Genomic DNA, 15,504 nt, shown 5'->3' with positions numbered 1-15,504 from the left:
AGTAACTTTACAGCATAAACTTTTTTATTATTGAGAACAACCTTTTTTCATAAAACAAAATCATCTAAAGTTTTTAAAAACCAATTATTGGCTTGGGCACAGCAATTTGAAGATGTGGTTTGGTTAGATTCTAATAATTACGAGCAAAATTATTCTAATTACGATGCGGTTATGGCAGTTGATGCTTTTACGAGTATTAAAACCGATTTTTATAATGGTTTTGAAAAGCTTAAAGAGTACCAAACCTTGGTAAATGATTGGGTTTTTGGCTATTTAACTTATGATTTAAAGAATGATGTTGAGGCTTTAAGCTCTAATAAATTTGATGGATTAGAGTTTCCAGATTTATACTTTTTTCAACCTAAAAAACTATTTTTTTTTAAAGATAGTCATGTTGAAATTCAATATTTAAAAGGTGTTGAAGATGAATGGGAAGACGATTTAAAGAATATTCGTCATTGCGAGAACAAAGGACGTGGCAATCTGCAAAATGAAAGTAACAACATCAAAATAAAACTTCGCATTCATAAAGACGAGTATTTCGAAAAAATCAACAATATGCTTGCTCACATACATCGAGGCGATATTTACGAAGCTAATTTTTGTCAAGAATTTTATGCGGAAGATACTGTTATAAATCCACTAGAAACTTATAATAAGCTCAATGCGATTTCAAATCCGCCATTCGCAACGTTTTTAAAATGCAACGATAAATACTTGTTGTCGGCTTCTCCCGAGCGTTATTTAAAAAAAGATGGGGGTACTGTTATTTCGCAGCCTATAAAAGGTACTGCAAAACGGTCTGATGATTTTGAAGAAGATAATTTATTGAAAAATGATTTATTAAAAGATGAAAAGGAGCGTAGTGAAAATATTATGATTGTAGATTTGGTACGTAACGATTTATCTAAAACAGCCATAAAAGGCAGTGTTGAAGTTGAAGAGTTGTGCAAAATATATACTTTTGATCAAGTACACCAAATGATTTCTACAGTCACGTCTAAAATTGAAAAAACCACACATCCCGTTGATGTTATAAAAAGCACATTCCCAATGGGAAGTATGACAGGGGCTCCGAAAATTTCTGCAATGAAAATTATTGAAGATTTAGAGGAAACCAAACGCGGATTATACTCTGGAGCAGTTGGTTATTTTTCACCAATAGGCGATTTCGATTTTAACGTTGTTATTCGAAGTATTTTGTATAATGAAACTAAAAAGTATGTATCGTATTCCGTTGGTGGTGCCATAACATCTAAAAGCAACCCTTTACAAGAATATGAAGAATGCTTAGTAAAAGCTAAAGCCATGCGAACGGTTTTAGAGCATTAGCCCAAACGTTCTTTTAGGCTTTCAATAGTTAAATTTAAAATACGCTTTACACGTTTCGCTTCTATGTTTTTAACTTGAGCAACTTCATCGTAATCTAGTCTTCCAAAAACGAATAAATCTACAATTTCAGATACTTTTAATGGCAATAAAGTGTAGAATTTACCCAATATGTTTTTGTTGTTTAAAGCAGACATATCTTCAACCTCAAGCGCATTTTGTATAGACGAGTTATCATTATCATATAAAAACAAATGCTTGTGTTTATGGTCTTGTTTATACGAAATATCGTTAAGCTCTTCATTCATAATAAAATCAAAATCCTCATCAACTGTAAAGTTTTCTTCTAAACCGTCTAATTCTTCTTCCAAAATTTCGTTTGTACTTAAGGTGTTTTGATGAAAAGCTTCTTTTTTAAAGAGTTCATCTAAATCAATATCCACAATTTTAAACAACTTAATTTTTATTGCAAAAGCGTCCATATCTATATCGTAGCCACCTTCGTAAAATTTAGCAATAGCTTCGTCTATAAAGTCGTTAGACGAATACATATTTTTAGGAATTATGCCTTTAGATTCACCTATATATAAGCGATGTTTTATATAGGCTTGTAAATGTTGCGTTGCAGAAATTACTTTTTTATTAAAGATATTTTGAGTGGTCTTATCGTTTAATTTATCTATTGAGCACATAACTTTTAGTATTAAATTTATACTTTAAAGTTACAAAAAACATAATTTTTAAACATGATTTTTGTCATTGTTATCTGCTTTTAAGTTGTGTATATAAATGGGCAATGTTGTATATTTGAAGACATGCTAGAACAATTCAAAAACCAAATAGAAAATAAGTTTTCATTCTTAAAAGAAAGCAAATTACTTGTTGCTATTTCTGGCGGAATTGATAGCGTGGTTTTAACGCATTTATGCCATCAATTAGACCTAAATATAGCTTTAGCGCATTGCAATTTTAATTTACGAGGTAAAGAAAGTGATGCTGACGAAGAGTTCGTTTTGCAATTAGCCGAAAGTTTAGATTTAGAAGTTTTTATTGAAAATTTTGATACTGAAAATTTTGCTAAAGACAACAAATTATCAATACAAATGGCGGCGCGTGAGTTGCGTTATAGTTGGTTTGAAGAATTATCTGAGCAGTTAGGTTTCGATTATATTTTAACCGCACATCATGCTGACGATAATTTAGAAACTTTTTTAATCAATTTGTCTCGTGGTACAGGCTTAGAAGGATTAACTGGGATTCCTGCGATTAACAATAAATTGGTCAGACCATTATTACCATTTTCTAGAGAAGCAATTGAAACTTACGTCAAAGTAAAAAAACTTAAATGGCGAGAAGATAGCAGTAATACGTCAACCAAATATTTACGAAACAAATTGAGGCACGATGTAATTCCTGTTTTAAAAGACGTGAACCCACAATTGTTACTAAACTTAAACAACACGCTAGAAAATTTGCAAGAGTCTAATTATATTATTGCAGATGCTATAACTAAATTTTATGAGCACGTTGTTAGTATATCTGAAGATAAAAAAAGTGTAAGGCTAAATATTAAAGAGATTAAGACATATAATTATCCGAAAGCATATTTGTATGAGTTTTTAAAACGGAAAGGTTTTACGCAATGGGAAGATATATTGCATTTATTAGATGCACAATCTGGAAAGCAAGTCTTTTCAAAAACACATCGTTTAATTAAAAACAGAGAACATTTATTGTTAAGTGAAATAAATAAAGGCGAAAGTAAGCCGATTTCTATTTCAGAGAAAAATAAAAAAATTGAAACCCCTTTTGGAGTTTTGTTTTTTGATGAAGCAGATTCGATTTCAGAAAAACAAAACAATAGTATTTATGTTGATAAAGACAAATTAAATTTTCCTTTAATTATTCGAAAGCGAGAGGAAGGCGATGTGTTTTATCCATTAGGGATGACAGGTAAAAAGAAGCTTAGTAAATATTTTAAAGACGAAAAATTATCGCTTTTAGATAAAGAAAATGTTTGGTTGTTATGTTCTGGAGATGATATTGTTTGGGTAATTAATAAACGAGCAGATAATAGATTTAAAGTAACAAAAAACACAAAGCATATTCTTAAAATTGAATTAAAATAATATTCTCACACTGAGTGTTGGTTATTGAGCGTAGTCGAAACAAGTCGAAGTGTCTCACTCAAATATTAAAATCTAATTTGAAACTACAAGGAAACATAGTTGATATAAAAAATAAGCGCATCTATAAAGGTGAAATATTTATAGAAAACGGAAAGATTAAGTCTATTATAGAAAAAGATAATAACGTTAATCATTATATACTTCCAGGTTTTGTTGATGCCCACATTCATATAGAAAGCTCTATGTTGGTACCAAGTGAGTTTGCAAGAATAGCAGTAACTCATGGTACAGTAGCCACCGTTTCCGATCCGCATGAAATTGCTAATGTTTTAGGCGTTAAAGGGGTCGAGTTTATGATTGAAAATGGAAAACAAACCCCATTTAAATTCAATTTTGGTGCGCCATCTTGTGTGCCAGCAACAACTTTTGAATCTGCTGGGGCTGTTATAAATTCTGATGATATCAAAAAACTTCTTGAAAATTCAGATATTAAATATTTAGCAGAAATGATGAATTATCCTGGTGTTTTGTCTGAGGATGATGAAGTTATGAAAAAAATAACTTGGGCAAAACAGTATAATAAACCTATTGACGGACACGCACCAGGTTTAAGAGGAAATGAAATCACCAAATATATTAATACGGGAATATCTACAGACCACGAATGTTTTACTTATGATGAAGGATTAGAAAAACTTCAAAAAGGTATGAAAGTTTTAATTAGAGAAGGAAGTGCAGCCAAAAATTTTGAAGCCTTAATCGATTTATTGCCTGAGTATTATAAAAATATGATGTTTTGTAGCGATGATAAGCATCCAGACGCCTTAATAATAAACCATATCAATAAACTTTGTGCCAGAGCGGTGGCAAAAGGAATGGATGTTTTTAAAATTTTACAAGTCGCTTGTATTAATCCAGTTAAACATTATAATCTTGATGTTGGATTGATGCGAGAAGGCGATTTTGCAGATTGCATTGTGGTTGAAGATTTAAAAGATTTTAAAACGCTTCAAACTTATATAAATGGCGAGCTGGTTTTTAATAATGGTGAATCGTTAATTAAATCTATTCCTTTTGAAATACTAAATAATTTCAATTGTAATAAAAAGAAAGTATCAGATTTTAAACTTAAATCTTCAGCAAAACAAATTAGAGTTATTGAAGCTTTAGAAGGACAATTAGTAACTAACGAACTCATCGAAGGTGCTTTAATTAAAGACGGTAATTTAATTTCGAATATTGAGAAAGATATTTTGAAAATGGTAGTAGTTAATCGTTATCAAGATGAAAAACCAGCAATTGCATTCATAAAAAATTTCGAATTAAAAACTGGTGCTATTGCATCGTCTGTTGGTCACGATTCTCATAATATCATAGCCGTTGGTGTTTCAGACGAAGCTATTTGTAAAGCCGTAAATTTAATAATAGAAAACAAAGGTGGAACTTGTGCAGTTTCAGATTCCGAAGAAAAAATAGTACCACTTCCTGTAGCTGGAATTATGAGCGATAAAGATGGAGAAACCATTGGTAAACAATATGCCGAATTAGATAAAATAGCTAAACAACTTGGTAGTAAACTTAATGCACCATATATGACTTTGTCTTTTATGGCTTTATTAGTTATACCTTCACTTAAATTAAGCGATAAAGGGTTGTTTAATGGTGCAGATTTTAAGTTTACAACTTTAGAAGTTAATTAAATATGCCTATAATAGATTCTAATTACAAACCACCATTTTATTTTAAAAACGGATTTGTTTCAACTGTGTATTCTGGGTTGATTAGACGTGTGAAAGGGATCAATCAAAAACGTGAACGCCTCACTTTAAGCGATGGCGATTTTATAGATTTAGATTGGAGTTTTTCAAAAGAAAGAACCAAAAAACTTATCATTTTATTGCACGGTTTAGAGGGCAACGCACAGCGACCTTACATGACTGGTGCAGCAAAATTGTTTAATGAAAATACTGTTGATGCCATTTGCGTGAATTTTAGAGGTTGTAGCGGAGAGCAAAATTCAAGATATCGAAGTTATCACTCTGGTGCAACTGATGATTTAGAAGCCATAATTAAACATGCAATTATAAATAAAAACTATTCGGAAATCTACCTAAAAGGGATTAGCTTAGGGGCAAATGTAATTTTAAAATATTTAGGTGATCGAGATAATGTACATGAACAGGTTAAAGCGGCAATCGCAGTTTCTGTACCATGTGATTTATACGGTTCTTGCAAAGAGCTTCATAAAATAAAGAATAAATTATTTCATGATAGGTTTTTGAAAGATTTAGTTGCCCATTTAAAAACTAAACAAAAAAATTTTCCTAAATTTCTAAGTGCTGAAGATGTTAATTCTATTAAAACCTTAATGGATTTTGATGATATATATACCTCTAAAGCACATGGTTTTAAAGATGCACTCGATTATTATGAAAAGAGTAGCAGCTTACAATTTCTTCAAAATATAAAAATACCAACTTTAATTATAAATGCACTTAACGATTCGTTTTTGTCACCTGAGTGTTATCCTGTAAAGGAAGCTAAAGCAAACCCAAATCTTTACTTAGAAATGCCAAACTATGGCGGACATGTTGGATTTATTGATAAAAAGGATGTGTATTATAATGAACGGAGAGCTTTAGAGTTTACTAAATCTATGTTAAAAAAAATTTAGTTTTAAGCATCACTATTTTTTTTTGTATTTTTAGTAAGAATCAATTCTTCTAAATAATGCAACTATGCCAACATTCAACTTAAAAATTAATAACAAAACCCATACTGTTGAGGCAGATATGGACACACCCTTATTATGGGTGCTTAGAGACAAAATAAACCTAGTAGGCACCAAATTTGGTTGTGGTATTGGGCAATGTGGAGCTTGTACAGTTCACGCAGATGGAAGTGCAACCAGAAGTTGTTTACTTCAAGTCTCACAAGCTGAAGGAATGAATATAACAACTATTGAAGGGCTTTCAGAAAAAGGAGATCATCCTGTGCAAGAAGCGTGGAAAGAAATAGACGTACCACAATGTGGATACTGTCAAGCAGGACAAATTATGACGGCTTCAGCATTTTTGAAGAATAATCCAAGTCCTTCTGAATCGGAAATTAGAAATGCGATGCATGGAAATATTTGTAGATGCGCTTCATATAATAGTATAGAAGAAGCTGTAAAAGTAGCCTCTAAAAAATAAGTTAATCAACCTATAAATAAAAACAAAATGACACCTTCAAATAAAAACACATTTAGTAGAAGATCGTTCTTAAAATCATCAGCTCTAGCCAGTGGTGGTATGATAATTGGTTTTAACTTATTTAATGCTTGCAAGTCTGATGTTAAGCCTTCTATAGACTTAAGTCAGTTAAATTATAATGATTTCAATGCTTTTATTAAAATTTCTCCCGAAGGGAAAGTCACTATTTTTTCACCAAATCCTGAAATTGGTCAAGGTGTAAAAACATCAATGCCCATGATTATTGCAGAAGAATTAGAAGTGGCTTGGGATGATGTTTTTGTAGTTCAAGCACCATTAGATACTGTAAACTATACAAGACAGGTTGCTGGTGGTAGTCAATCTATTCGTCATGGTTGGACGGCATTGCGCCAAACTGGAGCAACAGCAAAACAAATGTTGGTAAATGCAGCTGCTGCTAAATGGGGAGTTGATGCATCAGATTGTACCGTTAAAGCAGGTGTTATTTCAAATGCTAAAGGAGAAACTCTAAGTTATGGAGATGTAGTTACAGAGGCAGCTGCTCTAGAAGTTCCAGAAGAAGTCACTTTAAAAGACCCAAAAGATTTTACAATTATTGGTCAAGGTAAAGGAAATGTAGATATAGATGGAATTATTACAGGGAAACCTCTGTTTGGTTTAGATTATAAAGAAGAAGGTATGTTGTATGCCTCGGTTTTAAGACCGCCAGCATTCGGTCAGGTTTTAGAATCGTATGATGCTTCTGCTGCAAAATCTTTACCTGGAGTTGTTGATGTGATAACTATTGGAGAAAAAGTAAGAGCGTTTCAAGATGCTGGTAAAGGGAGTTGGACTTGGCAAATGAGCGGTTCTGATAAAGTTGTGGTTATTGCTAACACAACTTGGGATGCGTTTAAAGGCAAAAAAGCTTTGAAAGCAACTTGGAAAACAGAAACACCTCTTGAAAGTACAGAAGAGCATGATGTAGCTTTAAAAAGTTTATTAAATGGTAATAAGTTTAATACTCTAAGGAAAGACGGAGATGTAGAAAAAGCATTTGCAGAAGCAGACAAAGTAATTGAACGTATTTATGAATCTCCTTTTTTACCTCACAATACTTTAGAACCTATGAATTTCTTTGCCAATGTTACTGATGAGAAAGTGCACTTGGTTGGCCCAGTTCAAACACCCGAAGCGGCACAAAGTGTAGTTGCAGATTTATTAGGTCGAGATAAAAAAGATGTTCATATTGAAATGACTAGAATGGGAGGCGGTTTTGGAAGGCGACTTTATGGAGATTTTGTTTATGAAGTTGCAGAAATTTCAGATGTGATTAGAAAACCTGTAAAAATGGTTTCATCGAGAGAAGATGATATGACCACAGGAGTATATAGACCTGCGTCAAATTTTAAAATAAAAGCTTCAATTAAAAATGGAAAAATAACAGGCTATGAATTAAAACAAGCCTGTGTAAACTCAAGTTTATGGCCAGCTCAAGCAAGTTTTTTTCCTGCAGGGGCAATAGCTAATTACAAAGTAGATATTGCCATACATAGAAGCAATATAACTACTGGAGCGTGGCGAGCACCTATGACTAATTTTTTAGCTAGTGCAGAACAAAGTTTCTTTGATGAATTAGCAGAAGAGTTAGGCATAGACCGTGTTCAATTGCACATGGATTTGTTAGACAATGTTAAGCAAAATCCAGAACCAAATATTGAATACAGCCCAGAGCGATTACAAGGGGTTTTGAAAATGGCTGTTGAAAAATCTAATTGGGGAAAAACGGAAGCAGGTGTTTATCAAGGACTCTCAGTATATTATTGTCATAATACGCATGTTGCAGAAATAGCAGACATTACTATGGAAAAAGGAGTGCCTATTGTAAAAAAGGTAACGTGCGCTATTGATTGTGGTATAGTAGTTAATCCTTTAGGAGCTATGAATCAGGCAAAAGGAGGAGTTCTTGATGGAATTGGTCATGCCATGTATTCAGATTTTGGGTTTAATAATGGCATTCCACAGCATAATAATTTTAATTCTTATCAACTAATAAGAATGGGGCAAACCCCTAAAGTTGATGTTCATTTTATTGAAAGTGATATTGACCCTACCGGATTAGGGGAACCAACACTGCCACCAGTAGGAGCTGCAGTTGCAAATGCTATTTATAAAGCAACAGGCAAGCGTTTAAACAAACAACCTTATATGAGCAATATGAATGTTGAAAAAAAAGTATTAGGCTAAAATCAAATTCAGAGAGTTTAATATTCATTAACCTGAAGACTTTTTTAATTCATAACACATGACGCACGAGTTTAAAGACATAGTAAAAGAAGGAATTAAGGCAAAAGAAAACGGAGTAAAATCTGTGTTAGCTTCTGTTGTTGCTTTAGATGGTTCATCCTATAGAAGACCTGGAGTAAGAATGCTTATTTTGGAGAATGAAACTATGATTGGAGCAGTAAGTGGTGGATGTGTTGAAAAAGAAATCATTCTACAATCAAAATCTGTTTTTAAATCAGGTGAATCTAAGATAATGACTTATGATGGCAGGTATCGTTTGGGGTGCGAAGGTGTTTTATATATTTTAATAGAGCCTTTTAATCCAAATGAAGCCTTCAAAAAATCTTTTTTTGAATGTTTAAAAAAACGACAATCATTTCAATTGTTATCATATTACCAAAAGAAAGAAGGTATTAATCCCAAATATGGTTCAGTTGTAAAAATTGAAAACACAACTTTTCAATTAAATAATTTGAGAAACACAGAAAGTGAAATATCTCTTTCCGTTTTTAAACAAAAAATGCCTCCTTGTTTTAAACTATTAATAGTTGGAGCAGAACATGATGCCGTAAAATTATGCCAATTCGCTGCACTTACTGGTTGGGAAGTAACTATTGTTTCAGGAGCATCAGAAGCCAAATCGATTTCAGATTTTCCGGGTGCGCATGGTTTTTCTGCTATTTCTCCAGAACAAATGGATGTTAAATTAATAGACAATCAAACTGCCATTGTTTTAATGACTCATAATTTTGCGAATGATTTACGATACTTAGTCGCCTTAAAAGACACCAATCCAAATTATATTGGGTTATTAGGCCCAACAAAGCGGCGAGAAGATTTGCTCTCTCAGTTTATTGAATATTGCCCGAATGCAGAAGACGATTTTTTAGATAAAGTCCATGGGCCAGCAGGTTTAAACATTGGTTCCGAAACACCACAGGAAATAGCTATCTCCATTATTTCTGAGATTTTATGTGTTATAAGAAAAGAAGAACCCATATCTTTAAGTAAGAAAATGGGGCGTATTCATACCTTGTAGTTACTTTATTTTGTATAAATCATCCAACATATCTGTTGTTATATTAGCAGCCGGTGCATCAAAACGCATGGGTACTCCTAAACAACTACTAAAATGGGGAAATACCACTTTATTAGGCAACGCCATTGAAACTGCTTTAAAATTATCAGTTAAAGAAATGATTGTGGTTTTAGGCGCGAATTATAATGCAATTAAAAAAGAATTAGGACACTATCCCATAACTATTTTGAACAATGAAGATTGGCAAAAAGGTTTGGGGAAATCTTTAGCTTTTGGAGTAGAATATATAACATCTTCAAAACAAAAAGTTGATGGTATTTTAGTAACTTTAGCAGACCAACCTTTAATTAATGCTGAGTTTCTTAATAAATTAATTGATGAATTTAATAAAAAGGAGCACCCCATAATTGCAACATCATATAAAAACAAAAAGTATGGTGTTCCTGTTATTTTTGATAAAATTTATTTTGAAGAGTTATTAGCCTTAAACGATGATTATGGTGCTAAACATCTTTTAAAAAAAAATAAATCATTAGTTAAAATTTTAATACCTGAATTAGAAAACTTAGATTTAGACTTAAAAGCAGATTATGAATCGCTTTACAAGGAGAAATTTAATAATAAATGAGCTCATCACCAGAAAATAAAGCTAGCACACCAGAGCAGTTTACAGATTTAAAAACCAGTAAACCTCATACAAATAGCGCAGGATTCGCTTCTGTGAAATCCGTTTTTGGTCAAGTTGCAAAATACATGAAGCCTGTAGATGCTATTAAATTATCACTTAAAATAAATCAAAAAGGTGGATTTGATTGTCCGGGTTGTGCATGGCCAGATCCAGACGATGAACGTTCTGCTTTAGGCGAATATTGTGAAAATGGACTGAAAGCCATGGCAGAAGAAGCTCAAAACAAAACCATTGGCGTAGATTTTTTTAAAGACTATTCTGTTGATGAACTTGCAAAACTTTCAGATTTTGAAATAGGTAAATCTGGGCGTTTGTCCGAACCCATGTTTTTAGCAAAAGATGCAACACATTATCAATCTATTCCTTGGGAGGAAGCTTTTAATAAAGTTGGAAATCACTTAAATGCTTTAAATAATCCAGATGAAGCAGTGTTTTATACTTCTGGAAGAACCACAAACGAAGCGGCTTTTTTGTACCAATTATTTGTACGCGAATTTGGTACAGCTAATTTGCCAGACTGCTCCAATATGTGTCATGAAGCAAGCGGTAGTGCACTATCTGAAACCCTAGGAATAGGTAAAGGTTCAGTAACTTTAGATGATTTATATAAAGCCGAAGTGGTTATGGTTATTGGTCAAAACCCTGCAACTAACCACCCAAGAATGTTAACCGCTTTAGAAAAATGTAAAAAAAACGGTGGTAAAATTATTGCTGTAAATCCATTACCTGAAGCTGGCTTAATTAAATTTACAAACCCTCAAAACCCAATAAAATTACTAACTGGTGGCACTAAAATTGCCGATGTTTTTGTACCAATTACTATAAATGGCGATGTCGCTTTTATAAAAGCAATACTGCTTAAACTGTTAGAAAAAGAGGAGCAAAGCGGTAATGTATTTGATAAAGTATTTATTGAAGAATTCACCGATGGTTACGACGCTTTTATTACCGATTTAAAAACGTACGATTTCGATGAATGTTTACAAGCCTCAGGAGTTACTAAAGAAACTTTTAATGAAGCTTTCAATCTCATATTAAACAACAATAAAATTATTATTTGTTGGGCTATGGGCTTAACGCAGCATGAAAATGCCGTTGATAATATTCGAGAACTCGTAAATCTTTTGCTGTTAAAAGGAAGTATTGGAAAAGAAGGCGCAGGCACTTGTCCAGTGCGTGGGCATTCCAATGTGCAAGGAGACAGAACCGTTGGTATTTGGGAATCGGCACCACAAGCTTTTTTAGACAAAATTGAAGCAAAATATGGCTTTAAACCAACTACAAAACACGGCTATTCGGTAATAGATGCTATTAAGGCGATGTATGAGAAAAAAGCTAAAGTGTTTTTTGGTTTAGGCGGTAATTTTATCTCGGCAGTTCCAGATACTAAATATGCTGCTCAAGCTTTGGCGAACTGCAATTTAACGGTTCATGTAAGTACTAAATTGAATCGTTCACATTTAGTAACTGGAAAAGAAGCACTTATTTTACCTTGTTTGGGTCGCTCGGAAAAGGATTATCAAAAAACAGGTATTCAAACCCAAAGTGTCGAAAACTCTATGGGCATTGTATCGTCAACTAAAGGAATTTTAGAACCGTGTTCCAATGCGTTGTTGAGTGAAGTTGCTGTAGTTTGTGGCATTGCAAATGCAACTTTACAAGAGCGTTCTAAAATTGAATGGCTTAAATATAAAGACGATTATAACTTAGTACGAGACGATATTCAAGAAGTTGTTGATGGTTTTAATGATTATAATAAACGCTTAAAAAATCCGTCAGGGTTTTATCTACCAAATGGAGCTCGAGTGCGACAATTTAAAACCAAAACAGGAAAAGCAAACTTTTCTATTAATAAACTCCCAAATTGGAAGCTTAAAAATGATGAATTAATCATGATGACCATTCGTAGTCACGACCAATTCAATACTACAATCTACGGATTAAATGATAGATATCGTGGTATTTATAATGAGAGACGTATCATTTTCATGAACAGAGCCGATATGAAAATTAGAGGCTTACAAGAACAACAGATTGTTAATTTAAAATCCAAATTTAACGGAGTAACAAGAATTGCTAATAATTTTAAAGTGATAGGTTATGATATTCCAAAAAATTGTTGTGCCACTTACTTTCCAGAAACTAATGTTTTAGTACCTTTAGATAGTTTTGCACACACCGCAAAAACACCAGCTTCAAAAAGTGTAATAATTACTGTTGAAGTAGCCTAAAAACAACTAGTATTTTAATAACTAATTTATGAAACCAACGCGATTTGAGAGTGCCATAGCATTAATTGATAAGAAAAATTCTGAAGATCCAAATGTATATCGTGTTCATGGTTTAGACTATCCAAAAGAATTATTGTATTCGTTGCGCATGTCTAGAGCATTATTTCAGTTTAATCCCAATGCATCAAAAGCATTACAAATTGCAGCAAGAGCACAACATATTTGCCGTTGGAAAATCCCTAGAGATGAATACCCAATGGATCGAGTTGGTTATTTAAAATGGAGAGAAACCCTTAAAAAAATGCATGCAGATATGACTGCTGCTATTTTAAAACAAGTAGGTTATGACGATGAATTTATTAACCGAATTACAGCTTTAATTACCAAAAAGCTGATAAAAAAAAATGAAGAAGCGCAAATTTTAGAAGATGTTGTTTGCCTTGTTTTTTTAGATTATTATTTCGAAGAATTTTCAGAAAAACACGACTCCAATAAAGTAATAGACATTCTTCAGAAGACTTGGAAAAAAATGTCTGATAGAGGTAGAAATGAAGCCTTAAAACTTCAATTTTCTGCTAAAAATTTAAAACTAGTAAAAGAGGCTATAACTCCATAGTTTTAACCACCAATAGTAATCATGCTTCTATTGTTATTATGCAATTTGGGCTCTTGCAATTTTTCTAAAGTATTCATCCCACCACGAACTTTTAGCTTTGCTTGTACCGCTTTTTGAATAATAGGTTCAATGGGTTTTCCTGCGCGAAGGGATGTTAATAAATCAGATTCGCCAGAGGAGAATAAGCAATTTTTTAATTGCCCATTGGCTGTTAAACGTAATCTGTTACACGAATCGCAAAACGGATTAGTTACCGAACTTATGATTGCAAAACTACCTTTATAAGCTTTTATTTTATAGTTTTTAGACGTATCGTTTGGTGCATCTTGTATGCGTTCAATTTCTTCTTCGGAAAAAGAAGCATTTACTTGATTCATTACTTCTTTATATGAAACCATTTTACTGATGTCCCATTTATTGCCATCAAAAGGCATAAATTCAATGAAGCGAACAGAGATTGGTAAATTTTTTGTAAACTTAATAAAATCGATAATTTCGTTATCGTTAAAACCTTTCATTAACACCGCATTCACTTTAACGTTAAAGCCTTCTTTTATCAATAGTAAAATATTATTGTAAACTTTTTTAAACTCATTGCGACGTGTAATATGTTTAAATTTTTCTTCATTTAAAGAATCTAAACTCACGTTGATGTTTTTTACACCGTTTACTTTCAAAATATCAATAAACTTATCAATTATAACGGCGTTTGAAGTGATGGATAATTCGACAGGAAGTGTTGCTAGTTTTTCTAAAATAATAGGGATGTCTTTTCTAATTAAAGGTTCGCCGCCAGTCAATCTAATTTTAGTAACACCATGTTTAACAAAGGTTTTTGCTATTTCATAAATTTCTTCATAAGTCATTAAATGATTTTTAGGAGAGAGTAGCACGCCTTCTTCTGGCATACAATACGAACAACGTAAATTGCAACGTTCAATTAATGAAATGCGTAAGTAGGTATGGTCTCTGCCATGTGTGTCTTGTAGTATGTTTTTGTTGTTTTCCATTAATCGTGTCTAACACCTTTTAAAATTCTGAAAATATGTAATACCGAAGGAAATATAGCATCCATAGACTCTTTTGCACCATTTGTTGAACCTGGCAAGGCTAAAACTAAAGTGTTGTTAATTGTTCCTGCAACACTTCGAGACAACATTGCGTAAGGCATACGGTCTTGCCCGTAATTACGAATGGCTTCTTCTATTCCAGGAATGCGTCTGTCTAATATTGGTATTAAGGCTTCAGGAGTAACATCTCTTCCTGAAAGCCCTGTGCCTCCTGTATAAATTATCAAATCAACACCTTGTTTTTGAAAAGTTTTAGCTTTTTCTTGAATATTATCTTTTTCATCTGGAATAATCACGTATTCCGAAACTTTTACATGGCATTCCTCCAACTTTTTAATAATGGCTTTTCCTGCTTTATCTTCCTTATGTCCTTCAGAAATTGAATCTGAACAGACAATAACCGCAGCTGTTAAATCTTTCCTGAATTTATCTCTAAAATCTGATTTTCCTCCTTTCTTTTTCAATAATTTTATAGCGTGTATCTCTATGCCTTTGTCTATAGGTTTTAGCATATCATACATGTTTAAAGCTACAACGCTTGCTCCATGCATGGCTTCAACTTCAACACCTGTTTTATAAATGGTTTTAACTGTGAATAAGACAGTAATTTCAAGTCCATTTATTTCATATTCTATTCCTGTAAACTCAATAGGTAAAGGATGGCAATCGGGTAAAATATCTGGTGTTCGTTTTACACCTAATAAGCCTGCAGCTTTACTCATGGCAAATACATTGCCTTTTGGAACAGTATCGTTTTTAATAGCTTGTATCGTTTCTATTTTACTAACTTTTATAACTGCTTGTGCAATTGCAGTTCTTAATGTTGTATTTTTATTTGTAATATCAACCATTTTAGTGTGGATTTGTTGAGTTGTTTATTTGTTTAACTGGGCTTTCCGTAAAGCATTTAATTTATTAGAAA

13 protein-coding genes are annotated in these 15,504 nt (G+C 32.7%); 10 read left to right on the top strand and 3 right to left on the bottom strand.

Annotation, left to right across the window (positions count from 1 at the left end; all coding sequences use genetic code 11):
• Nucleotides 1–30: 30 nt before the first annotated feature.
• Nucleotides 31–1,332, top strand: a complete 1,302-nt coding sequence (locus AADI82_RS08295; protein ID WP_341215977.1) for an anthranilate synthase component I family protein — start codon at nucleotides 31–33, stop codon at nucleotides 1,330–1,332.
• On the opposite strand, the gene AADI82_RS08290 is transcribed toward AADI82_RS08295, so the two are convergent.
• A complete protein-coding gene (locus tag AADI82_RS08290; protein WP_341215976.1) occupies nucleotides 1,329–2,021 on the bottom strand; it encodes a hypothetical protein in 693 nt (230 codons plus the stop codon). The genes AADI82_RS08295 and AADI82_RS08290 overlap by 4 nt on opposite strands.
• A gap of 123 nt (nucleotides 2,022–2,144) precedes the next feature.
• Here AADI82_RS08290 and tilS point away from each other — a divergent pair, with 123 nt between their 5' ends.
• The 9 genes from tilS (at nucleotide 2,145) to AADI82_RS08245 (ending at nucleotide 13,512) form a co-directional block, all read left to right on the top strand.
• Nucleotides 2,145–3,458, top strand: coding sequence for a tRNA lysidine(34) synthetase TilS (gene tilS / locus AADI82_RS08285; protein WP_341215975.1), 1,314 nt, complete (start codon nucleotides 2,145–2,147; stop codon nucleotides 3,456–3,458).
• Nucleotides 3,459–3,535: 77 nt separating this feature from the next.
• The gene (ade, locus tag AADI82_RS08280) at nucleotides 3,536–5,158 is read left to right on the top strand and encodes an adenine deaminase (protein ID WP_341215974.1); all 1,623 of its coding nucleotides are present in this window, start codon (nucleotides 3,536–3,538) and stop codon (nucleotides 5,156–5,158) included.
• 2 nt (nucleotides 5,159–5,160) lie between these two features.
• A complete protein-coding gene (locus tag AADI82_RS08275) occupies nucleotides 5,161–6,132 on the top strand; it encodes an alpha/beta fold hydrolase (RefSeq protein ID WP_341215973.1) in 972 nt (323 codons plus the stop codon).
• Nucleotides 6,133–6,196: 64 nt separating this feature from the next.
• The gene (locus AADI82_RS08270; protein WP_341215972.1) at nucleotides 6,197–6,652 is read left to right on the top strand and encodes a (2Fe-2S)-binding protein; all 456 of its coding nucleotides are present in this window, start codon (nucleotides 6,197–6,199) and stop codon (nucleotides 6,650–6,652) included.
• 27 nt (nucleotides 6,653–6,679) lie between these two features.
• Nucleotides 6,680–8,899 (top strand): molybdopterin cofactor-binding domain-containing protein, encoded by a 2,220-nt coding sequence (locus tag AADI82_RS08265; RefSeq protein ID WP_341215971.1) that lies wholly within the window; start codon nucleotides 6,680–6,682, stop codon nucleotides 8,897–8,899.
• A 58-nt stretch (nucleotides 8,900–8,957) separates the two neighbouring features.
• Nucleotides 8,958–9,977: an XdhC family protein gene (locus tag AADI82_RS08260; protein WP_341215970.1), complete on the top strand. Its 1,020-nt coding sequence runs from the start codon at nucleotides 8,958–8,960 to the stop codon at nucleotides 9,975–9,977.
• 10 nt (nucleotides 9,978–9,987) lie between these two features.
• Entirely contained in the window at nucleotides 9,988–10,605 is a 618-nt protein-coding gene (locus AADI82_RS08255; RefSeq protein ID WP_341215969.1) for a nucleotidyltransferase family protein, read from the top strand.
• Nucleotides 10,602–12,896, top strand: a complete 2,295-nt coding sequence (locus AADI82_RS08250; RefSeq protein ID WP_341215968.1) for an FdhF/YdeP family oxidoreductase — start codon at nucleotides 10,602–10,604, stop codon at nucleotides 12,894–12,896. Before AADI82_RS08255 ends, AADI82_RS08250 begins: the two co-directional genes overlap by 4 nt.
• Before the next feature lie 28 nt (nucleotides 12,897–12,924).
• Nucleotides 12,925–13,512, top strand: a complete 588-nt coding sequence (locus AADI82_RS08245) for a DUF4202 domain-containing protein (RefSeq protein ID WP_341215967.1) — start codon at nucleotides 12,925–12,927, stop codon at nucleotides 13,510–13,512.
• Between the two features lie 2 nt (nucleotides 13,513–13,514).
• Here AADI82_RS08245 and moaA read toward each other — a convergent pair whose 3' ends face one another.
• Nucleotides 13,515–14,522, bottom strand: a complete 1,008-nt coding sequence (gene moaA / locus AADI82_RS08240; RefSeq protein ID WP_341215966.1) for a GTP 3',8-cyclase MoaA — start codon at nucleotides 14,520–14,522, stop codon at nucleotides 13,515–13,517.
• Nucleotides 14,522–15,433, bottom strand: a complete 912-nt coding sequence (gene moaCB / locus AADI82_RS08235; protein WP_341215965.1) for a bifunctional molybdenum cofactor biosynthesis protein MoaC/MoaB — start codon at nucleotides 15,431–15,433, stop codon at nucleotides 14,522–14,524. The genes moaA and moaCB overlap by 1 nt, the downstream gene beginning before the upstream one ends.
• Between the last annotated feature and the right edge of the window lie 71 nt (nucleotides 15,434–15,504).

It is taken from the genome of uncultured Wocania sp., assembly GCF_964021735.1.
Lineage (GTDB): Bacteria > Bacteroidota > Bacteroidia > Flavobacteriales > Flavobacteriaceae > Wocania_A.
Note: the sequence above shows the minus strand (reverse complement) of the source record. Positions and strands in the feature narration are given on the sequence as shown.

What these genes read in the sequence shown, in the direction of transcription:
- AADI82_RS08290 (WP_341215976.1), bottom strand. Translation starts at nt 2,021, where the DNA reads ATGTGCTCAATAGATAAATTAAACGATAAGACCACTCAAAATATCTTT.
- tilS (WP_341215975.1), top strand. Translation starts at nt 2,145, where the DNA reads ATGCTAGAACAATTCAAAAACCAAATAGAAAATAAGTTTTCATTCTTA.
- AADI82_RS08275 (WP_341215973.1), top strand. Translation starts at nt 5,161, where the DNA reads ATGCCTATAATAGATTCTAATTACAAACCACCATTTTATTTTAAAAAC.
- AADI82_RS08270 (WP_341215972.1), top strand. Translation starts at nt 6,197, where the DNA reads ATGCCAACATTCAACTTAAAAATTAATAACAAAACCCATACTGTTGAG.
- AADI82_RS08265 (WP_341215971.1), top strand. Translation starts at nt 6,680, where the DNA reads ATGACACCTTCAAATAAAAACACATTTAGTAGAAGATCGTTCTTAAAA.
- AADI82_RS08260 (WP_341215970.1), top strand. Translation starts at nt 8,958, where the DNA reads ATGACGCACGAGTTTAAAGACATAGTAAAAGAAGGAATTAAGGCAAAA.
- AADI82_RS08250 (WP_341215968.1), top strand. Translation starts at nt 10,602, where the DNA reads ATGAGCTCATCACCAGAAAATAAAGCTAGCACACCAGAGCAGTTTACA.
- AADI82_RS08245 (WP_341215967.1), top strand. Translation starts at nt 12,925, where the DNA reads ATGAAACCAACGCGATTTGAGAGTGCCATAGCATTAATTGATAAGAAA.
- moaA (WP_341215966.1), bottom strand. Translation starts at nt 14,522, where the DNA reads ATGGAAAACAACAAAAACATACTACAAGACACACATGGCAGAGACCAT.
- moaCB (WP_341215965.1), bottom strand. Translation starts at nt 15,433, where the DNA reads ATGGTTGATATTACAAATAAAAATACAACATTAAGAACTGCAATTGCA.